Source organism: Flavivirga rizhaonensis (genome assembly GCF_004791695.1).
GTDB classification, from domain to species: Bacteria; Bacteroidota; Bacteroidia; order Flavobacteriales; family Flavobacteriaceae; genus Flavivirga; species Flavivirga rizhaonensis.
This window is the reverse complement of the sequence record NZ_SRSO01000031.1, coordinates 34,440-56,385: the sequence shown is the minus strand read 5'-3', so window position 1 is coordinate 56,385 and position 21,946 is coordinate 34,440. Positions and strand designations below refer to the sequence as shown.

The 21,946-nt window shown below is 33.3% G+C and carries 13 protein-coding genes and 1 tRNA gene; 9 read left to right on the top strand and 5 right to left on the bottom strand.

The window, feature by feature from the left end:
* Positions 1-558 precede the first annotated feature (558 nt).
* Complete coding sequence (gene polA, locus EM932_RS17680; RefSeq protein ID WP_135878535.1) at positions 559-3,417, bottom strand: DNA polymerase I; 2,859 nt, start codon at positions 3,415-3,417, stop codon at positions 559-561.
* 459 nt (positions 3,418-3,876) lie between these two features.
* Here polA and EM932_RS17675 point away from each other — a divergent pair, with 459 nt between their 5' ends.
* Both EM932_RS17675 and EM932_RS17670 read left to right on the top strand, forming a co-directional pair.
* Positions 3,877-5,112 carry a metallophosphoesterase gene (locus tag EM932_RS17675; protein WP_135878534.1) on the top strand — a complete coding sequence of 412 codons (1,236 nt, stop codon included), beginning with the start codon at positions 3,877-3,879 and terminating at the stop codon, positions 5,110-5,112.
* Positions 5,113-5,167: 55 nt separating this feature from the next.
* Positions 5,168-5,464, top strand: a complete 297-nt coding sequence (locus EM932_RS17670; protein ID WP_135878533.1) for a thioredoxin family protein — start codon at positions 5,168-5,170, stop codon at positions 5,462-5,464.
* 2 nt (positions 5,465-5,466) lie between these two features.
* On the opposite strand, the gene EM932_RS17665 is transcribed toward EM932_RS17670, so the two are convergent.
* Together EM932_RS17665 and EM932_RS17660 are read right to left on the bottom strand one after the other, a co-directional pair.
* Positions 5,467-6,141 carry a polysaccharide deacetylase family protein gene (locus tag EM932_RS17665; RefSeq protein WP_135878532.1) on the bottom strand — a complete coding sequence of 225 codons (675 nt, stop codon included), beginning with the start codon at positions 6,139-6,141 and terminating at the stop codon, positions 5,467-5,469.
* Between the two features lie 6 nt (positions 6,142-6,147).
* Positions 6,148-9,459, bottom strand: a complete 3,312-nt coding sequence (locus tag EM932_RS17660) for a glycosyltransferase family 117 protein (RefSeq protein ID WP_135878531.1) — start codon at positions 9,457-9,459, stop codon at positions 6,148-6,150.
* A 241-nt stretch (positions 9,460-9,700) separates the two neighbouring features.
* Between EM932_RS17660 and EM932_RS17655 the strand changes: the two genes are divergently transcribed.
* Both EM932_RS17655 and EM932_RS17650 read left to right on the top strand, forming a co-directional pair.
* Positions 9,701-9,773: transfer RNA gene (locus EM932_RS17655), tRNA-Gln, on the top strand.
* A 663-nt stretch (positions 9,774-10,436) separates the two neighbouring features.
* A complete protein-coding gene (locus EM932_RS17650) occupies positions 10,437-13,484 on the top strand; it encodes a choice-of-anchor I domain-containing protein (RefSeq protein WP_135878530.1) in 3,048 nt (1,015 codons plus the stop codon).
* Positions 13,485-13,607: 123 nt separating this feature from the next.
* Here EM932_RS17650 and EM932_RS17645 read toward each other — a convergent pair whose 3' ends face one another.
* Positions 13,608-14,432 (bottom strand): universal stress protein, encoded by an 825-nt coding sequence (locus EM932_RS17645; protein ID WP_135878529.1) that lies wholly within the window; start codon positions 14,430-14,432, stop codon positions 13,608-13,610.
* A 135-nt stretch (positions 14,433-14,567) separates the two neighbouring features.
* Between EM932_RS17645 and rimP the strand changes: the two genes are divergently transcribed.
* The 4 genes from rimP (at position 14,568) to EM932_RS17625 (ending at position 20,021) form a co-directional block, all read left to right on the top strand.
* Positions 14,568-15,029 carry a ribosome assembly cofactor RimP gene (gene rimP / locus EM932_RS17640; protein WP_135878528.1) on the top strand — a complete coding sequence of 154 codons (462 nt, stop codon included), beginning with the start codon at positions 14,568-14,570 and terminating at the stop codon, positions 15,027-15,029.
* Positions 15,030-15,042: 13 nt separating this feature from the next.
* Complete coding sequence (nusA, locus tag EM932_RS17635) at positions 15,043-16,275, top strand: transcription termination factor NusA (protein WP_135878527.1); 1,233 nt, start codon at positions 15,043-15,045, stop codon at positions 16,273-16,275.
* 52 nt (positions 16,276-16,327) lie between these two features.
* Complete coding sequence (gene infB / locus EM932_RS17630) at positions 16,328-19,135, top strand: translation initiation factor IF-2 (protein ID WP_135878526.1); 2,808 nt, start codon at positions 16,328-16,330, stop codon at positions 19,133-19,135.
* Between the two features lie 499 nt (positions 19,136-19,634).
* Positions 19,635-20,021: a phage tail protein gene (locus tag EM932_RS17625; RefSeq protein WP_211344318.1), complete on the top strand. Its 387-nt coding sequence runs from the start codon at positions 19,635-19,637 to the stop codon at positions 20,019-20,021.
* Here the strand turns inward: EM932_RS17625 and EM932_RS17620 are convergent.
* On the bottom strand, positions 20,018-20,386 hold the full coding sequence (locus EM932_RS17620; protein ID WP_246041136.1) for an SPOR domain-containing protein: 369 nt from the start codon (positions 20,384-20,386) through the stop codon (positions 20,018-20,020). The genes EM932_RS17625 and EM932_RS17620 overlap by 4 nt on opposite strands.
* Before the next feature lie 246 nt (positions 20,387-20,632).
* Between EM932_RS17620 and EM932_RS17615 the strand changes: the two genes are divergently transcribed.
* Positions 20,633-21,931: a c-type cytochrome gene (locus EM932_RS17615; RefSeq protein ID WP_135878523.1), complete on the top strand. Its 1,299-nt coding sequence runs from the start codon at positions 20,633-20,635 to the stop codon at positions 21,929-21,931.
* Positions 21,932-21,946: the final 15 nt, after the last annotated feature.

The following is a 21,946-nucleotide window of genomic DNA, read 5'->3' as shown; positions in this document are numbered from 1 at the left end:
ACGAATCGACTCAAGGTAGCTTATACAGGCTTCTTGAGTACCGAAACGTTGCGTGATTGAAAGTATTGATTGTTGTTCCATAATCATAATATAACCAATTTTTGCCATATTCTAGGAAATCGCCCCTCAAGGGGACAATCCTCAAATTAAACTTAGGAACTAAATATCCCCTGAAGGGATTATAGGGGTGTTTTTCAATTTCAATTTAAAACAATATAATTAGTTAATAGCGCACTAAAATAAGTGTATTTTCTTACTTTTAGTAAAAATAATCAATGAATACAATTTTAGTCATACTTGTTTTTGCTGTTTAGTCTTCACGGTATGGAACATATAAATACCCTGTTTTCGAATTTAAAGATTTAACTACTAACATTGATGATAGACTCCCCAAATTCACAAAAAAACCATATATAATTCCAATTATAGCTGGGGATGACGGTGTAGAGGTATTTAATATCAATACTGAAAGTTTTCAAGCTGGAGCAACTTTTGGTTATGGAGAAGAAGCGAGAAACAAAATTTATTTCAATATAATGATAATTGAAAATAAATAATTTAATGCGCTTCCAACCAATCAGCACCAATACCCAAATCTACATCAAGAGGCACTTCTAATGTATAAGCACTTTCCATTTCAGTTTTTACTAATGCTTTAATAGTTTCTAATTCAGGTTTATACACATCAAAAACCAATTCATCATGTACCTGTAAAAGCATTTTAGATTTATAACCTCCTGTAGAGAGCTTGTCGTAGATATTAATCATGGCAATTTTAATAATATCGGCAGCACTTCCTTGTATAGGGGCGTTAACAGCATTTCTTTCAGCAGCACCTCGAACAACAGCATTTCTAGAGTTAATATCTTTTAAGTAACGACGACGGCCTAATACGGTTTGTACATAGCCATTATCTCTAGCGAAATCAACTTGCTCACTAATAAAGTTTCTAAGTTTTGGATAAGTTGCATAATACGTATCTATAAGTTCTTTGGATTCACTTCTAGATAAATCTGTTTGATTGCTTAATCCAAAGGCAGAAACACCATAAATAATTCCAAAATTAACTGTCTTAGCATTACTACGTTGTTCGCGAGTTACTTTGTCTAAAGGAACATTAAATACTTTTGAAGCTGTAGATGCGTGAATATCTTCCCCATTTTTAAATGCAGAAATCATAGTTTCTTCTTCACTCAAAGCGGCAATAATGCGGAGTTCTATTTGGGAATAATCGGCAGCTAAAAGTGTATATTCTTCGTTTCTTGGAATAAAAGCCTTTCTTACCTGTCTACCACGTTCTGTACGAATAGGGATGTTTTGGAGATTCGGATTGTTACTACTTAGCCTTCCAGTTGCCGCAACTGTCTGCATATAATCGGTATGTACACGGCCAGTTGATTCCTCAACCTGGGTTGGTAAAGCATCAACATAAGTGCTTTTTAATTTCGCTAAGCCCCTATAGTCTAAAATATTTTGAATGATATCATGTTCTTTTGCTAAATAAGATAGAATGTCTTCAGAGGTTGCATATTGACCTGTTTTGGTTTTCTTAGGTTTATCTACAAGTTTTAGTTTTTCAAAGAGTATGACACCTAGTTGTTTTGGTGATGCTATATTGAATTCCTCACCTGCAGCCTCGTAGATTATTGTTTCTAATGAAGCAATATCTTTGTTTAATTCTTCCGAGAGTGTCTCAAGGAATTTTTTATCCAAATTGATACCTTCTAATTCCATTGCTGCCAATACACGAAGCAATGGTACTTCAATGTCATCGAAGAGTTTTTGAGTATTTGCTTCACCTAATTCTTTTTCAAAATGCTCTTTTAATTGAAGTGTAATATCGGAGTCTTCAACCGCATATTCAGTTTGTTTTTCTAAAGGAATATCCCGCATTAATAATTGATTTTTTCCTTTTTTTCCGATAAGAGTTTCTATAGAAATAGGTGTGTAATTTAAATATGTTTCTGCTAACACATCCATATTATGTCGCATATCTGGATTAATGAGGTAATGCGCTAACATGGTGTCAAACAATTTACCTTTAACCTCGACATTATATTTAGCCAGAACTTTAATGTCATATTTTAAGTTCTGACCAATTTTCTGAATGAGTTCATTTTCAAAAAACGGACGTAACTGTTCTATAAGTGCTTGTGCTTCCGTTTTATCTTCAGGGAATGGTAAATAAAAGCCTTTACCGACTTCCCACGAAAAGGCAATACCGACCAATTCTGCTGTAATAGGATTTAAACCTGTGGTTTCTGTATCGAAACACACTGAAGTTTGATTCATTAAATTTTTAATGAAGAGTTTCGTAGCAATTCCTGAGTCTACACTTTGATAAAAATGAGGCGTTGTTTCTGCTGTTTTTCTAGCATATTCCGATACGGTTTCTGTATTCGATGCCTCAGAAACATTGCCTCCAAACAAAGAAAATTGTCCAGAACCTGCAGAGGCTTGTTCTTTGGGTGTTGCTTTTGTTTTCTGTTTTTCTGAAACATCAGAGTTTTTAATACTCGCTGAGGTAGACGTTTCAACTGTAAATGTTTTAGTAAAATTGTCAATCAATCTTCTGAACTCCAATTCTTGGAAAATTTCTAGAACTTTAGGAATATCTGGATGGTCTAACTCAAAATCTTTGGCATTAAATTCAACAGGAACATCTAGCATAATAGTTGCCAATTTTTTTGATAGGATTCCCAATTCGCCATTCGCTTCAATTTTCTCTTTCATTTTGCCTTTCAATTCATGCGTATTGGCTAAAAGATTTTCCATGCTACCATATTGCACTAAAAACTTTTTGGCTGTTTTTTCACCAACGCCAGGAAGTCCAGGAATATTATCACTGGAATCTCCCATCATTCCTAAAAAATCGATGACTTGTAAAGGATCGGTTACTTCAAATTTCTTTTGTACTTCTGGAATGCCCCAGGTTTCATAACCTCCACCAAAAACGGGGCGATACATAAAAATATTTTCAGACACTAATTGCGCAAAATCTTTGTCAGGAGTTACCATAAAAGTTTTATAGCCTTCTTTTTCGGCTTGTTTGGAAAGTGTTCCAATAACATCATCAGCTTCATAGCCTTCCTTAACCATAATTGGGATATGCATGGCCTCTAGTATGTTGTAAATGTATGGAATGGCAATTTTTATAGCTTCTGGTGTTGCGTCCCTATTGGCTTTATATTCTTGGTACATCTCAACACGGTCTGCGCTTCCTCCTTTATCAAAACAAACGGCTAAGTGATCTGGACGTTCACGCTTTATAACATCTAAAAGGGAGTTCATAAAACCTAAAATAGCTGAGGTATCTGTGCCTTTAGAGTTAATTCTGGGGTTTTTTATAAAAGCATAGTAACCACGAAAAATAAGTGCGTAAGCATCAACTAAGAAAAGACGTTTTTGATCAGACATGTTGTTTGTTTTATTTAAATACCAAAGCTACGAAGATTGATTATATGTTTAAAATTTATTGTTGATTTATACTGTCTCTTAAATAATGTTAGTAAACTTCTAAGCATAATGTAAGTGACTAGCAGATAATCAAGGCATTCATAAATTAGATACACAATTACTCCTTGGCGGATTGTATTTTTTAACACTTAAAAATGAAAAAAAACAGACTAAGGCTATTAAGATCTTAAAAGATTGACGAAAATAAAGAATACTTATTGATTTATAACAGTGAATTAAATGTCTAGGTTTAGTTATAAACTTTAGAAGATTAGATAAAGCTTCTGAGATTTTTACTTTGATTTGGTTTTGATTTTGGTGTAAAATTAAGATTCAAAATATAATCTTAACAATTAGTTAAATAAAATTCACTTTGCAATCATTAACTTGAAATACTATTATATTTGATAAAAAAGAAATATGCTTCGCTGGATTATTTTCCTTGTTATTTTTGGAATTGCAGATATTTATGCCTTTCAAGCCTTTAAAACGATATCAAAAAATAATTGGCTTCAAATATTATATTGGTTTATTACAGTTTTAGTAATAGGTAATTTTGTTTTTCATTATTACGGTTTTAACAGAAGTGATGGGTTCTCTCATGGACATGCTTATGCTTTTGGGTTTTTTATAGCCTTGCTAATCCCCAAAATGGTTTTATTAGTCTTTATGGTTGGGGAGGATATCATTAGGGTACCACAAGCAGTTTTTAGGTATTTTACAGAAGGCGATACAGCTAGAGGGAATTATTTTGCATCCAGACGTCAGTTTGTAAGCAAGATAGCACTAGGTATTGCGGCTATACCATTGGCTTCAATTATTTACGGTATTTATAAAGGAAAATACAATTATAAAGTATTAAAATACACACTTCACTTTGAAGATTTACCGAAAGCTTTTGATGGTTATAAATTAACTCAAATTAGCGATATTCATTCTGGGAGTTTCGATAATATGGATAAGGTAAATTATGCAGTTGACTTAATAAACGAACAACAAAGCGATATCATATTGTTTACAGGAGATATGGTAAATAACAAAGCAGAAGAGTTAGTGCCTTATAAAAATGTTTTTGGTAAACTAAAGGCTAAAGATGGGTTGTTTTCTGTTTTAGGAAATCATGATTATGGTGATTATGTTCAATGGGAGTCTGAAGACGCAAAAAAGCAAAATTTAGAAGATTTAAAAAACCTCCAGAAAGAAATTGGGTTTGATGTACTATTGAATGAAAGTAGATACTTAGAAAAAAATGGTGAGCGCATTGCTTTGGTTGGTGTGGAAAATTGGGGAGCAGGAGGATTTAAAACAGCAGGTGATTTAAAAAAGGCTTCAACTAGTATTAACAAAGATGATTTTAAAATCTTAATGAGTCATGATCCGTCCCACTGGGAAAAAAAAGTGATTAAGGATGATTATCATTATCATTTAACATTAAGTGGACATACGCATGGGATGCAGTTTGGAATTGAAATACCTGGCTGGTTTAAGTGGAGTCCTGTAAAATGGCGCTATAAATACTGGGCAGGTATCTATGAGGAATTAGGACAATTTATTAATGTAAATAGAGGCTTTGGATATTTAGCATTTCCAGGACGTGTTGGAATATGGCCAGAAATTACAGTTATAGAACTTAAAAAAAGCTCAAATAGTGCATAATTGCTAAGAAATGCTATATTTGTATAAGCACAATTTGGCTAAAAAACAATAAAGTATGTCAAAATTTGGGGAACTTATAGATGTGGAAATTCCTGTTCTGTTAGATTTTTATACGGAATGGAATGAGCAATCAACTGCAATGCATCTTGTTTTAAGAGATGTTGCTGCAGCACTAGGTGATAAAGCTAAAGTTATAAAAATTGATGTTGAAAAGAATGAAGAACTTGCTGAAGCCCTAAGGGTGAAAACCTTGCCAACACTTATTATTTATAAAGATGGTGAGATGAAATGGCGTCAAAGTGGAGAACAAGATGCTAATACACTTATAAGTATTATTCAGCAGTACGCTTAGCATTAAATAGCTTTAAATGTGTAGCCTTTTTTGCTAAAAAACTCTAATACTTTTGGTAAAGTGTATTGCATGTTTTTTGAAGCTTTTATACTATCGTGGAAAACAATAATACTACCATGAGTTGCCTTATTGGTAACGTTGTTTAAACAAGTTTCTTTACTAATACTTTTATCCCAGTCAAAAGATAATACATCCCACATAATTATTTTATAACCCAAAGCAATGAGTCTTTTTCCTTGTTTAGGTGTTATTTGTCCATGAGGAGGGCGAAATAGGTTAACGATTAACGATTGACGATTGACGATTTTAGAATTGTTATTTGGAATTTGATCATTAATAGTTTCTTGCGCTTTTTCAATATTTTTTAGATAGTCTTTACTCTTTGTTTTCCAGCCTTTAATATGGTTGTACGTATGGTTTCCAATACTATGACCTGCATCTACAATGTTCTGAAAGATATCAGGGTGTTTTTCAATATTGTTACCAATACAAAAAAAAGTTGCTTTGGCGTTGTATGCCTTTAAAGTTTCCAGTACCCAATTTGTGATTTCAGGTGTAGGACCGTCATCAAATGTTAGATAAATAACTTTATCTATTGATGGTATGTCCCAAATATACTTTGGGAATATTTTTTTTACAATTACTGGTATTTTTACAGGTGCTAAGGCATACCTCATACCAAATTAATTAGTACTATCAATTGGTATGATACTATCCATTGACGGAATATCTTTTTCAACTTTCGGTATTAATTCTTCTTCTGGCTCATCACCATAAAAATGCCTAAATGCTTTTAAATGGTTATTAAATATATCACCCTCTTTTTCAGCAAAGGCTATGTCATATTCTACTAAAACATCTATCAATCCTTTATAACGTTGAATGTCTGTATAAATGTCCTCAAATAAACGTTCTTGATTATCTGTTTTTAGACTACTATAATAACTTAAGTTTTCTTGGTATTTTTTAGAAACATTCTTAAATAAACGCTGTGCCTTTTCTTTATTACCAACTTCGTAGTATGCACTAATGTAAGGCTCTAAAAGTGTATAATATCCAAAATATTCAACAGGCATGTTGTTCATAGCTATATCTGCTATTTCCTCTGCTTTGTCCAGTTTTTCTTCATTAATTAATGTTTCAATTAATCTTGCTAAATTACCTCTATAGGTTATAGAATTCTTACGAGTTTCAACATCATGATAAATATCTGGACTACCACTATTACCCCAATTCCATTTTTTAACCTTTTCATACATAAGATCAGAATCTACGCGTCCCATATCAAAAGGATTTGCTCTGTCTACAGATGTTTTAATAGGAACTAGTTTATAGCACATACCATCAAGCTGTAGATAATCTTTCATCCAGATATAGTCATCATCACCAAAGCTGCCTCCAGTAAAATATATAGGGCGCTTCCATTCGTTGTTGGCAACAATATCGAGCATAAGTAATCTGTTTTTATAAAGAGCACCTCCTTTAATATTTATATCAATGTAAGGAACTATTTCACCTGCATCTTCGGGCTTTACAATACCTGAATTTAAAGCATTCTGTTTATTTACAGGAATTCTTAAGAACTCAGTAGGGAGGTATGTAGCATTTAAGTCTTGACTTCTAACTTGAGAGAGGTCAACACCCTTCTGTTGTAAAACATATTTGTATTTTGTTTTTGGGTTATTACTTGCTACAAAATCTAAAAATTGTTTTACTTCTAAAGTATCTTTTACAACAGGTTGTATCACTATATAATCATTAGTGCCATATTTATATAAGTCATGTGTTAGTTGAGATGGTATAGGGTCACTTTCATATGCTTTACGCTTCATTTGATCTATATACCAATATGTTTGAAATAAACTGGTATTAACAACGCGCACGTCGGTTCTATAGCCTTCAATTTCTTGAGCATACCAAAGCGCAAACGTATCATTATCACCAATAGTAAATAAAATAGCGTTTTCCGCGCAAGAATCTAAATACTTTCTTGCCATAGCTTGGGCAGTATATTTACCAGATCGATCATGATCATCCCAATTATTGGCAGCTAAAATACCAGGAACTAATATTAAGCAAACTACTGTGATTATTGGTGCTGCTAATTGTTTTGGTAAATACTTCTTTAGTACATCAAAAATAGCATATACCCCAAAGCCAATCCAAATTGCAAATACATAAAATGAACCTACAACCGAATAGTCACGTTCACGAGGTTCAAAGGGACGGACATTGGTATATACCTGAATAGCCAGTCCTGTAAAAAGGAAAAAAACAAGCATGGTCCAGAATAGCTTTTTATCTCTGTTGAATAAAAAGAAGAAACCTAGAATACCTAAAATAAAAGGTAGCATGTAATATGTGTTACGTGCTTTATTATTTTTAACATCACTAGGTAAATTATCTTGCGAAAAACCTAATAGCATTTCATCTATAGGTTTTATACCAGTAATCCAATTTCCATGATTATCATAACGTCCTTGAATATCGTCTTGCCTTCCAGAAAAATTCCACATAAAATAACGCCAATACATATATCCTAGTTGGTATTCAAGCATGTATGCGATGTTGCTTCCAAGTGAAGGTTTTTCAATGTCTATATAATCTTTAAATCGTTTTAAGAAATTGTTGTAATCCTCATAATCTACATTGCCTTGGGCAACATTATTCTTAAAATCTGAAACAGTCTTCCGCAATTGGTTTTCCATTTGATAATCGGGCTTTAGCTTAAAGTTTAAAAACCCAGAAAACATCATATAATTTTCGGCATGTTCAGCACTCCACATGCGAGGCAAAATGGAAGCATGTTTTGAGTTGTAATTTTGCTTTGCGTCTTTATAATCGTTTACTACAACATATTCTCCTTTTGCTTCGTCTTTTTCGTATTTAGGTTTGTCATCTACATACGGGTTATTCTCATCAAGGTAAGCATACTGATCTGTAAACTGGGGACCATAAAACAAGTGTGTTTCAGGATATTGCTCTAAATTATAATAAGCCAGTAATTCTCTAGCACTAGATGGATTATTTTCATTAATAACCACATTGGCATTGGCGCGAATAGGAAGCATTAGCCATGTGGAAAATCCAATAATTACAAAGGTTAAACAAAGGACTCCTGTGTTTAGATGAACAAAGCTTTTTTGTCTGGTATAACGTAATGCATAGAATATAATAGCTACTAATAATAGACCTGCAATTATAGATCCGGAATTAAAAGGTAATCCGATGGTATTCACAAAAAAGATTTCGAATACACTAAAAACCTTAAGAATATTTGGTGCTAAAAGTTTAAAAATGAATAATAAAACTGCTACCGAAACAACATTGGCAATGATAAAGTTTTGAACCGTGATGGTTTTATAATTCTTAAAATAATAAACAAGACCAATAGTAGGAATAGTTAAGAGTCCCATAAAGTGAACTCCAAAAGATAATCCAATAACAAAAGCAATTAAAATAAGCCAACGGTTACCGCGAGGTTTGTTCATGTCCTGCTCCCAACGTAAACCTAGCCAAAATAAGATAGCCATAATTAAGGTCGCCATGGCATATACTTCGGTTTCAACTGCATTAAACCAAAAAGAATCGGTAAATGTAAAAGCTAAACTACCAACTAAACCACTTCCAAGAATGGCCATAGATTGGCTTTTATTAAGATCTTCATTATTACCAACAAGCTTTTTTAGCAATAAAGTGATGGTCCAAAACATGAAAAGAATAGTAAATGCACTAGATACAGCACTCATCATATTCATCACCCAACCAATTTGCGAAGGCTCTAAAGCAAAAATTGAGAAAAAGGCTCCAAACATTTGAAATAAAGGAGCTCCTGGAGGGTGTCCAACTTGTAATTTAGATGATGTTAAAATATATTCACCAGCATCCCAGAAACTTACGGTAGGCTCGACTGTTAGTGTGTAAGTAACGAGAGCAATTAAAAAAGAGAACCAGCCTAAAACAGTATTCCATTTTTTAAAGTTAAAATGTGCCATATATATAGATGTTTGTTTGGTTTGGCGAATTTAATAATAAATATGAAATGAGGCATAACTATTTAGTTAGTCTTAACATATAAAAAGAACACAAGAAACACATTTAGACAATAAAATAATAATTAGCGAATAGATAGTATTTTAAGTGTTTTTTAAAGAAACGTAAAGTATTCGAAATTATTTTCAAAAAATACTTGTACAAATAAAACTTTGTATTAAATTTGCACCCTCAATAGCATATTGGCCTATGGTGTAACTGGCAACACGTTGGTTTTTGGTACCAAAGAGTCTAGGTTCGAGCCCTAGTAGGCCAACATAAATTGAAGTCCTGATCTTGAAAAAGGTTAGGGCTTTTTGTTTTAAGAATAAAGTGTTTGGGCGAGAAGCCTGTCCTGAGCGCAATCGAAGTAAGCCTTAGTGGGGTAACATTAATTGTAAAACCCTGATCATTAATTTGGTTGGGTTTTTTTGTTTGAAGCATGAAGCCTTTATAGAGAAGTTCGTGTTCTACTTTATCGAAGTAAATCTTAGCAGGTATTATTAATAGTGAGACTTGGGTACTTTTCGAAAAGAAACCATTTCAAGTTTATATATAAATATATCCTCAATAATTTAACCCCCGCTGTTCCCTAGTATGGCTACCGCTAGTATTTACTAGTGGCGATAAAAGTAAGAAAAAATAATATAAGGAATTGTTTTAGAAATAGAATGACTTTTGTGTTTTTAATTCGGTACAACACTAGTAAATACTAGAGCTAGGAGACTTAGGCACTTTTCGAAAAGAAACCATTTCAAGTTTATATATAAATATATCCTCAATAATTTAATCTCTTTAATATTCACTTAATATTGATAAAGTTAAGATTGCATTAAATTAAAATTACAAGCTAATAGTTTACATCAAGATAATTATGAGGTAATATTTAAAAGGCTTGTAATCCTTTTATTTACAGGATTAATTAATCTTTATAAATAAAATGAAAAAAATTACTCTCATCGCTAGTTTTCTAGCGCTATCTTTTACAACAGTACAAGGTCAAGACCTACAGTATTTATCTGGTTACGATACAACCATGTCAGATTCTGCAGAGACTGTTGCCCATGATGCAATTAACCAACAAGCCTTTCTTACTAATTCATCAAATAATAGTTTTACAATAGTAGATATTAGTGATCCTAGCACTCCCACATTAGTTAAAAATGTAGATTTATCAACTTATGGAGCTGGACCTAATTCAATTGCAATAAGTGGAGATGTGGTTGCTATAGCTGTAGAAGCTAGTCCTAAACAAGACCCTGGGAAAATAGTGTTTTTTGATTTAGACGGTATTTATGTAGATGACATTTCTGTTGGAGCATTACCAGATATGATAACATTTACACCAGATGGTACTAAGCTTTTAGTGGCTAATGAAGGAGAACCATCAGATGATTATACTAATGACCCAGAAGGAACTATTACTGTAATAGATTTAAGCGGTGGTGTTATGTCTGCCACAACAACTTCAATTAATTTTAATAGCTATAACGATAAAAAAGTATCACTTCAAAATAAAGGCATTCGTATTTTTGGAAACAACGGAGCTGCAAGCGTGTCTCAAGATTTAGAGCCAGAATTTATAACGGTTATAGAAGATGGTACAAAAGCTTATGTAAATTGTCAGGAAAACAATGCATTAGTTGTTTTAGATTTAACCAATAATACCGTTTTAGATATTTTACCTCTGGGTTATAAAAATCATCTATTAGGAACTCCAACAGTTACAAGTTATATTGTTAATGATTTAGTAGCTAGTTGGCCAGTATTAGGAACCCCTGTTTATGATGGAGGTCAGGCACCTGTTTTTTTAGGAGGTTTTTCAGGTTTGTTTTATGATGAAGCAAATTCTACTGCTACAGATCATGTTTTTTATGCAGTCCCAGATAGAGGTCCAAATGATGGCGCCGTTAAAAAAGCAGATGTAACCCCTGCTGCTTCTCAAAATTTAAGACCGTTTAAATTACCAGATTATCAAGGTAGAATTGCGAAATTCACTTTAAATAAAACAACAGGAACGATTACTTTAGATGATCAAATCTTACTGACAAGAAAAGATGGAACAACACCTATTACCGGAAGAGGGAATATACCGGGATTTGATGAGGTTCCTGTGACGTATACAGATGCATCTACGGCTTACACAAATGCTGATTATGTTGACGGTGCTTCAGAAGAATACCATGAGTTGTCTTACGATGAATATGGCGGAGATTTTGAAGGTGTTTTAATAGATAAAAATGGTAACTTTTGGATGTGTGATGAGTACAGACCAGCGATATATCAGTTTAATTCTATGGGAAAACTAATAGAACGTTATGTGCCATCTGGAACATCATTATTAGGAACAACACCACAACCAGAAGGAACCTATGGAGTAGAAACACTGCCTGCAGTATATTCCAAAAGAAGAGCAAACAGAGGTTTTGAAGCCATTGCCTATGATGAGGTGAATCATATTATATATGCATTTATTCAATCACCATTATATAACCCTTCTAGTGCTACTAAAAACAATTCTGATGTTATCAGGATTTTAGGAATTAGTTGTGCTACAGGTACTTCGGTTGAAGAATATGTGTATTTATTGGAAAGAAATAAAGATGCTGGCTATGCTTCTTCTAGAGTAGATAAAATTGGTGATGCTGTTTACACAGGAAACGGAAAATTTTTAGTTATAGAAAGAGATTCGGAAGGACCAACGATATCCACAGGAAAAAAATATGTATTTGAAATAGATATCAATTTCGCTACTAACATTTTAAATACTGTTTTAACGGGAGCTAAAGAATTGGAAGAGTTAACAGCAGATGAAATAGCAGCTCAAAATATTCAAGCAGTCCATAAAACAAAAATGTTCAATTTGCCATCTATTGGTTATCAAGGATCTGATAAAGCAGAAGGAATAGCCTTGTTGCCAAACAATGAAATAGCCATTATAAATGATAATGATTTTGGATTGGCAGGAGCAGGTATTACAGATAATAGCGTGCTAGGTATTATTTCTTTTGCAAACGATTATGGTTTTGACGCCTCTAATAAAGATAGTACTATTAATATAACACAACATCCTACTTTAGGTATGTTTATGCCAGATGGAATGGCATCATACAAAGTAGGTGGAGTAAATTATATAGTAACCGCAAATGAAGGAGATGCCAGGGATTATGATGGGTATTCGGAAGAAGAGCGTGTAAAAGATTTAACATTAAATGCATCATACTACCCAAATGCCACAACGCTTCAAACAGATACAGATTTAGGAAGGTTGAAAACAACAACGGCAACAGGCGATTATAATAACGATGGTACTATTGAACAAATCTATTCTTATGGAGCAAGATCATTTTCAATTTTTGATGAATATGGAAACTTGGTGTTTGATAGTGCAGACCAATTTGGGCAAAAAATAGCTTCAGAAGAATCTGCTTTATTTAATGAAGATGAAGGAGATGTTGATGATAGATCTGACGATAAAGGAGGAGAACCAGAAGCGGTTGCTATTGGGACTATTGAAGGTAAAATGTATGCTTTTGTTGGCTTAGAAAGACAAAGCGCAATATTAATGTATGATATTACAGATCCTAATGATGTAGAGTTCATTACGTACTATAAGGGAAATAGAACATCTGGTGATGTGGCGCCAGAAATTATAAAATTTGTTCCTGCAGCAGATAGCCCGAATTCCAAAAATCTACTTTTAGTAGGTTATGAAGTCAGTGGGACTTTAGGGGTTATTCAAATAGATGATCAAGTGCTAAGCATTAGCGAAGCCGTAGCAAAAAACGACTTTAAAATGTATCCTAATCCTGTAATTGATGTCGATTTGAAGTTTAATAAAACATTATCTGGAATTATTTATAATGTAAGTGGACAAGAGATAAAAAGGTTTGAAAAAGAAACTTCTTTAAATGTGTCTCAACTAACTTCGGGTATTTATATTATAAAAACAAAAGCACACGGCATAAAACGTTTTGTAAAACTGTAAATTCACTTTTACCAGCATTAAAAATCCTAACCTTTTTCAGGGTTAGGGTTTTTATTCTTGTAAAACAGCAAGGATATAGACTTGGTGGCTTTGCGCCTTAGCGTATTTGTGAGAGATGACCATTTATATCTTAAAAGTAATCACAGGTCGTTTAGCATGGTTTATTAAATCTTCACTAATGCTACCATTAAAGAAATGAGAAATGCCCTGTCTTCCATGAGTACTCATGCCAATTAAATCCGCTTTTATAGACTGAGAAAAATTCATGATGCCTTTTTCAATACTAATATCGTTATAAATATTAGTTGTATAATTTTTAAAATCGAAAGCTTCAGCAAATTTTTTCATTCTGCTTTCCGATTTTGCAGAGGTGATAAATTTATTAGGTGTATTTACCATGAGTAAATGTATTTTGGCCTTTAAAATGTTAGCAAAAGCAATGGCCTTTTCATAAGTTGCTTTACTTTCATCTTTGAAATCTGATGCAAATACAAAATCTTTAATTTTAAAAGTTTTGTGCTCATTTTTTATAACTAAAACAGGAGTTTCAGAGGTGCGAACCACTTTTTCAGTATTGCTCCCAATCAGCATTTCTTTTAAACCACTTACACCATTAGATCCCATTATAACCAAATCTATATCATGTTTTTTGGAACTATGAAAAACGCCTTTAAAAATCTCTTTAAGTTCAACCATTTCATGTATGGTTAAGTCCTTTAGATAATCTTTAGTTTTTAATTCTTCAAACTGTTTATGTGCTAATTTCATAAAATAAATAGCCTCAGGTAAGCTATTATAAGAGCTTAAAGCATCAACCTCATGTAATGGTATTTCAAGCATGTGTAATAAATAAATTTCGCAATTATATTTTCTAGCTAATTGGGCTGCTACTTTTAAAGCATTTTCTGCTTGAATTGAAAAGTCTGTGGGAACTAGTATTTTTTTCATAAAATAACAAGTATGATGTATCTAAATTTATGAAATATTCCTTTAGAAATCAATAAAATATTATATATTTGCACCGTTGAAAGGCGAAATTTAAGAAATGAGGGGACGGAAAGTCCCCTCTTTTTATACTAAAAAATGTTTAAAAATACTGTTACAGAATTATTAGAAGCGGCGTTAATTGAAAGACCAGATTTATTTCTTATAGATTTTTCTGTTCAAGGAGATAATCAAATTAAGGTAACAATAGACGGAGATAAAGGCGTTTTAGTTGAAGACTGTATGTTTATTAGTAGAGCCATTGAGCATAATCTTGATAGAGAAGAACAGGATTTTTCTTTAGAAGTCATGTCTGCAGGAGCGACATCGCCTTTAGTTCACAAAAGACAGTATAAAAAGAATTTAAATAGAGTACTTGATGTAAAAACTGCTTCTGATACAATGGAAGGCACACTTACAGAGGTAACAGATAGTAATATAAAATTAGAATGGAAAGTTAGAGAGCCAAAACCAGTAGGTAAAGGTAAAGTAACTGTAAAAAAACAAGCGGATATCGCTTACGAAAATATTGTAGAAGCAAAAGTTATGATTAAATTTTAATTCAAAAAGAGTTATGGAAAATATCGCGTTAATTGAATCTTTTTCAGAATTCAAAGACGATAAGCTAATTGACAGAGTCACGTTAATGGCAATATTAGAAGATGTATTTAGGAGCGCCTTAAAAAAGAAGTATGGCGATGATGATAATTTTGATATTATTGTAAACCCAGATAAAGGAGATTTAGAAATTTGGAGAAATAGAGTCGTAGTAGGAGATGGAGAAGTTGAAGAACCAAATCAGGAAATTTCTTTGTCTGAAGCTCGAAAAATTGAGCCAGATTTTGAAGTAGGAGAAGATGTGTCTGAAGAAGTAAAGCTGATTGATTTAGGTAGAAGAGCTATTTTAGCATTACGTCAAAACTTAATTTCTAAAATTCATGAGCACGATAATACCATAATCTATAAGCAATTTAAAGATTTAATAGGGGAGATTTATACAGCAGAAGTACACCATATTCGTCACAGAGCAGTTATTCTGTTGGATGATGAAGGCAACGAAATTGTATTGCCAAAAGACAGACAAATACCTTCAGATTTCTTTAGAAAAGGAGATAATGTAAGAGGTGTGATAGATTCCGTTGAGCTTAAAGGCGCTAAACCAACTATCATCATGTCTAGAAGTTCTCCTGCGTTTTTAGAGAAGTTATTTGAACAAGAAATTCCTGAGGTTTTTGATGGTTTAATTACGATTAAAAACGTGGTAAGAATTCCAGGAGAAAAAGCAAAAGTAGCGGTAGACTCTTATGATGATAGAATAGATCCTGTTGGAGCTTGTGTTGGTATGAAAGGTTCAAGAATTCATGGAATTGTTCGTGAATTAGGTAATGAAAATATAGATGTAATTAATTATACAAATAATTTACAATTATACATAACAAGAGCATTAAGTCCTGCAAGAGTGACTTCAATAAAATTAAATGAAGAAACAAAAAGAGCAGAAGTTATTTTAAAACCAGAAGAAGTAAGTAAAGCGATTGGTAGAGGCGGACATAATATCCGTTTAGCCGGTCAATTAACTGGTTATGAGATTGATGTATTTAGAGAAGGTGCAGAAGAAGATGTAGAATTAAGAGAATTCTCTGATGAAATAGAAGGATGGATTATTGAAGAGTTTAGTAAAGCTGGATTGGATACTGCTAAAAGTATTTTAGAGCAAGAAGTAAACGATTTAGTAAAAAGAACAGACTTAGAAGAAGAAACAATTAATGAAGTTATTAGAATTTTAAAAGAAGAATTCGAAGAATAATATCGATTAATAATTGATATAAATATATATTTGAGTATTTTAAAGGCGATTTATGGCTGAAACAATTAGATTAAATAAAGTATTACGCGAGCTTAATATCTCTCTAGATCGTGCCGTAGAATTTTTAGATTCTAAAGGTATTGAAATAGAGAAACGACCTACTACAAAAATTTCAGAAGAAACATATACGGTTCTTTCTAATGAATTTCAAACAGATGCAAATAAAAAAGTAGCATCTAAAGAAGTTGGTGAAGCTAAAATAAAAGAGAAAGAAGTGCTGCGAGAGCAACGCGAGCGTGAACTTGAAGAGAAACAAAAAGCGACAGCCAGAAAAGAAGAAATAGTTAAAGCAGCTGCGGCACTTTCTGGGCCAAAGCAAGTTGGAAAAATCGATTTAGAAGCGAAGAAAAAGAAAGTCGAAACTGTTTCTAAGAAAGCCGAAAAAATAGAAGAGGTTGCTAAACCTGCTGAAAAAGAAGCAAAAGTAGAGTCTGTTAAAAAAGAAGCCGTAAAAAAAGAAATTTCAGAGCCTGTTAAGGAAGAAGTAAAATCTAAACCGGCTAAAAAACCTGTTGTAGAGAAGAAGAAAGTTGAAGAAAAACAGGAAGAGAAACCAAAGAAGCGTGTTATAAACGAAGATGGGGAAGTCCTTCCAGATGAAAAGGTTACAACACAGTATAAGAAACTTACAGGTCCAAAAATAGCAGGAGATAAAATTGATTTATCTCAATTTAATAAGCCAAAGAAAAAGAAAGAAGAAAAGAAGCCAGAAGCCAAAGCAGGAGATGCAGGAGCTGCTAATAAGAAGAAACGTAGACGTATTAGCAAAGTTGGTGGCCCACAATCTGGAAATGGTCAAGGTAATAATAGACAAGGAGGCGGACGATCTGGAGGTAACGACAGATTTAAAGGCAAACAAGGTCAAGGACGTCGCAATATTGTTAAGGAAGAGCCTAGTGAAGAAGATGTAAAAAAGCAAGTGCGTGAAACACTTGAAAAACTTCAAGGAAAATCTTCAAAAGGTAAAGGAGCAAAATACAGAAGAGATAAAAGAGATCAACACAGAGAACAAACTGAAATTGATCAACAAATAGAAGCAGCAGAAAGTAAGATTCTTAAAGTTACAGAATTTGTTACTGCAAGTGAAGTAGCTACCATGATGAATGTTGGTGTTACTGAAATTATTTCTGCGTGTATGTCTCTTGGTATGATGGTAACTATGAATCAGCGTTTAGACGCAGAAACACTTTCTATCGTAGCAGAAGAATTTGGTTATAAAGTAGAATTTATAACGGCAGATATAGAAGAATCTATAGAAGAAGTTGAAGATAAGCAAGAAGATTTAGAGCCACGTGCACCAATTGTAACAGTTATGGGACACGTAGATCATGGTAAAACATCACTTCTGGATTATATCCGTGAAGAAAATGTAATAGCAGGAGAATCTGGAGGAATCACACAGCATATCGGAGCTTATGGCGTTGAATTAGAAAATGGACAAGAAATTGCATTTCTAGATACACCTGGTCACGAGGCCTTTACAGCAATGCGTGCTCGTGGTGCTCAAGTAACTGACATCGCTATTATTGTAGCTGCTGCCGATGATGATATTATGCCACAAACAAAAGAAGCTATATCTCATGCTCAAGCAGCAGGGGTGCCTATTGTTTTTGCAATTAATAAAATTGATAAACCAGATGCAAATCCAGATAAGATTAAAGAAGGATTAGCACAAATGAACCTTTTAGTTGAAGATTGGGGTGGTAAAATTCAATCGCACGATATTTCAGCCAAAGTAGGTACAGGTGTTAAAGAATTATTAGAAAAAGTATTACTTGAAGCTGAATTATTAGAACTGAAAGCAAATCCAAATAAACCAGCAGTAGGTACAGTAGTGGAAGCCTTCTTAGATAAAGGTAGAGGTTATGTATCTACTATTTTGGTACAAGCAGGAACTTTAAGAGTTGGAGATTATGTACTAGCTGGTCAGCATAGTGGTAAGGTAAAAGCAATGCATGATGAACGTGGGAATGATGTTGAAGCAGCTGGACCTTCTACACCAGTTTCTATACTTGGTCTAGACGGTGCACCACAAGCAGGCGATAAATTTAATGTATTTGCAGACGAACGTGAAGCAAAACAAATTGCGTCAAAAAGAGCACAATTACAACGTGAGCAATCAGTTAGAACACAGCGTCATATTACACTAGATGAAATTGGTCGTCGTATAGCATTAGGTGATTTCCAGGAATTAAATATTATCCTTAAAGGTGATGTGGATGGTTCTGTTGAAGCATTAACAGACTCATTCCAGAAATTATCTACTGAAGAGATTCAAGTTAATATTTTACATAAAGGTGTTGGAGCGATTACTGAAAGTGATGTGTTATTAGCATCTGCATCTGACGCTATTATTGTTGGATTTAATGTGCGTCCAGTTGGAAACGCAAGAACAATAGCCGATAAAGAAGAAATAGACATCAGAACATATTCTATTATTTACGATGCTATTAATGATCTTAAAGATGCCATGGAAGGGATGCTATCTCCAGAGCTTAAAGAAGAGATTACTGGTACATCCGAAATTAGAGAAATATTTAAAGTCTCTAAAGTTGGGACTATCGCTGGTTGTATGGTAACTAATGGTAAAATACTTAGATCGTCAAGTATCCGTTTAATTAGAGATGGTGTTGTCGTTTATACAGGTGAATTAGCGTCATTAAAACGATTTAAAGATGATGCCAAGGAAGTAACAAAAGGTTACGATTGTGGTATACAAGTTAAAAACTACAATGACATTAAAGAAGGAGATATTATCGAAGCCTTCCATGAAGTTGAAGTTAAGAAAAAATTGAAATAAAAAATATAAATAACGTCAGTTCGATTTAATTTTTTATAAAAAATAATATTAAAACAATGATTTTCAAGTGTTTGTCATTTCGACAAAGCGAAGCATGAGCCTTTCGACTTTAGTTTATGCTGAGCGTAGTCGAAGTACTCAAGATAAACTTTCGAGAAATCTCATAATGATGGGATTCCTCCTCAATAGCTACGCTATATACGTTCAAGTAAAATATATTTTACTCTCCGTAGCATTCGGAATGACATAGTTTCTTTATTAAAACAATTAAACAACTGATTGTTAAGTTTCAATATAGAAGCTCACGTTAAATAGATAAGTGATTAAAGCGATTCAGAAATGAGTCGCTTTTTTATTGGAATTAATTTTAATACATTGTTGCCTAAACTTTAACTCAAAACCAATTATGAAAACCAAGCTCTCAATTTTAGTGTTATTTTTTGTATTATCTATTAATGGTACATTACATGCTCAAGAACCTATTTTAGGAGAAATTAGAATGTTTGCTGGTGATTTTGCACCAAGAGGATGGGCGTTCTGCGATGGTCAAACATTACAAATAAGTCAGTATAATGCATTATTTTCTTTGCTGGGAACAAATTATGGAGGAGATGGCAGAAGCACATTTAATTTACCTGATCTTAGAGGGAGAGCTCCGATTCATGCAGGACAAGGTAACAACTTAAACAATATAAGATTAGGTGATAAAGGAGGTTCAGAATCAAAAGAACTACGTAAAATGACTGTTTTTGAAAACGCCAAAGGAAAATCTTATGAGACCTATACAGTTAAAAGCAGTAATTCCAAACTCTATACTCGAGATCCTTATTTAGGAGTTCGTTTTATAATTGCATTACAAGGTATTTTCCCATCAAGGAGCTATTAGCCTTTCTTTTTTTTAGGCTTAAATATAAAAGCATTTGGAAATTTAGTCTTCACTTTTTTTAAAGCTCTATCGGCTTCTAGACGTGTTCTGAAATTACCTACCCAAGTTTTAAAATTCGGAGACTCATATTTAATAGTGGGATTCCATACCGTAAATGAATTACGGAATTCTTTTTGAGCATTTTGAGATCCTGAACGATTCCCAGAATAGATTTGTATTTTATATCTAGTAGGATTATCTACATTTTTATTGGTTCGTTTTTTAAAATCCAGTAATGCAGCGATATTTTTATCTTGGTTTATAATAACTTTACCTTCTTGTGCAGACGAATGAGCTGAAGAAATTATAAAACAAATAATACTCAAAAAGCTGATTTTAATATTCAATAGTTTCATGTCAAAAATATATTTATACAAATGTATACGTTATAAACTTAATTGTGGCTCTTTTTATTATTTAGAATGTCTCTAAATTAGCAACTAACAGTTCTGTAACATTTCTAAAATCGACTTTAAGTATTACTTTTGCCTGAGATTTTACAACTGTGTGGTTTTTTTATTAAAATATGAAAAAAATCATATTAAAGTTTAGAAGTTAATTTAACTAACAATATGGAAAAGGTGATTCACCGTAAATTAGGGAAAAACATCCTTCATTTAGGCTTAATTATTTTATTAGCGTTTACAACCTCTCTTTCGGCCCAAGAAGGAGATCCAGCAAAAGGAAAAGCTTTATTCAATGCCAATTGTGCTGCCTGTCATCAATTAGATAAGAAAATGACTGGTCCTGCACTACGTCATGTGGAACAACGTTTGTCTGACGATCAAGGTTTAGACAGGGATTGGATCTATGCTTGGATACGTAATAGTGCAGGTGTTATAAAGTCTGGCGATGCCTATGCAAACAAGGTTTATAATGAGTATGCGGGTGCAGCTATGACGGCGTTTCCACAATTGTCTGACGATGATTTAAATAATATTCTTGCATATACTGCTGAGGAAAAAGCAGCTCCTGTTGCTGCTGTGGCTAGTACTGAATCTACCACTGCTAAGTCTAGTGAAGGAGGTATTTCTAACGAACTTATTTTAGGCGCTTTAGCAATTCTATTTATATTGCTAGCTGTTGGTTTATATGTGGTAAATAAGACACTACGTCGTTTTGCTTTAGCTCAAAATATTGAGTTGACTGAAGCTACACAAAGAACGCCATTATGGAAAGCTTTTGTTAAGAATCAATTCTTGATGTTAGTAACAGCTATATTCTTTTTATTAGCTAGTGCATATTTTGCTTTTGGATATTTCATGCAAATAGGTATAGATCAAGGCTACGAACCAGTACAGCCAATACATTACTCACACAGAATTCATGCAGGCGATAATGGTATCGATTGTAAATACTGTCACTCTTCTGCAAGAGTAAGTAAAACCTCAGGGATTCCTTCATTAAATGTATGTATGAACTGTCATAAATCTATTTATGAAGTTGCTCCAGAAACTTTAGCAGAAGGAAAAGCAATAGGTGTTGATTATAATGCTGAAATTCAAAAATTATATGCAGCTGTAGGATGGGATGATGCCGAGCAAAAGTATACAGGTGACTCTCAGCCAGTAAAATGGGTGCGGATTCATAATTTACCGGATTTCGTATATTTTAACCACTCACAACACGTTTCTGTTGCAGGCGTTGAATGCCAAACATGTCATGGTCCTGTTGAGGAAATGGAAGTAATGTATCAACATGCCCCATTAACAATGGGTTGGTGTATCGAGTGTCACAGAACAACCAATGTTAATGTAGAAGACAATGCCTACTACACTAAAATACACGAAGAGTTATCTAAGAAATATGGTGTAGATAAGTTAACAGCTGCTCAAATGGGTGGACTGGAATGCGGTAAGTGCCATTACTAAATAATTAAATGTCAC

Coding starts and splice junctions, on each gene's coding strand:
- EM932_RS17660 (WP_135878531.1), bottom strand. CDS start 9,459: ATGGCACATTTTAACTTTAAAAAATGGAATACTGTTTTAGGCTGGTTC.
- EM932_RS17625 (WP_211344318.1), top strand. CDS start 19,635: ATGTTTGCTGGTGATTTTGCACCAAGAGGATGGGCGTTCTGCGATGGT.
- infB (WP_135878526.1), top strand. CDS start 16,328: ATGGCTGAAACAATTAGATTAAATAAAGTATTACGCGAGCTTAATATC.
- EM932_RS17645 (WP_135878529.1), bottom strand. CDS start 14,432: ATGAAAAAAATACTAGTTCCCACAGACTTTTCAATTCAAGCAGAAAAT.
- EM932_RS17615 (WP_135878523.1), top strand. CDS start 20,633: ATGGAAAAGGTGATTCACCGTAAATTAGGGAAAAACATCCTTCATTTA.
- EM932_RS17670 (WP_135878533.1), top strand. CDS start 5,168: ATGTCAAAATTTGGGGAACTTATAGATGTGGAAATTCCTGTTCTGTTA.
- EM932_RS17675 (WP_135878534.1), top strand. CDS start 3,877: ATGCTTCGCTGGATTATTTTCCTTGTTATTTTTGGAATTGCAGATATT.
- rimP (WP_135878528.1), top strand. CDS start 14,568: ATGTTTAAAAATACTGTTACAGAATTATTAGAAGCGGCGTTAATTGAA.
- EM932_RS17665 (WP_135878532.1), bottom strand. CDS start 6,141: ATGAGGTATGCCTTAGCACCTGTAAAAATACCAGTAATTGTAAAAAAA.
- polA (WP_135878535.1), bottom strand. CDS start 3,417: ATGTCTGATCAAAAACGTCTTTTCTTAGTTGATGCTTACGCACTTATT.
- nusA (WP_135878527.1), top strand. CDS start 15,043: ATGGAAAATATCGCGTTAATTGAATCTTTTTCAGAATTCAAAGACGAT.
- EM932_RS17650 (WP_135878530.1), top strand. CDS start 10,437: ATGAAAAAAATTACTCTCATCGCTAGTTTTCTAGCGCTATCTTTTACA.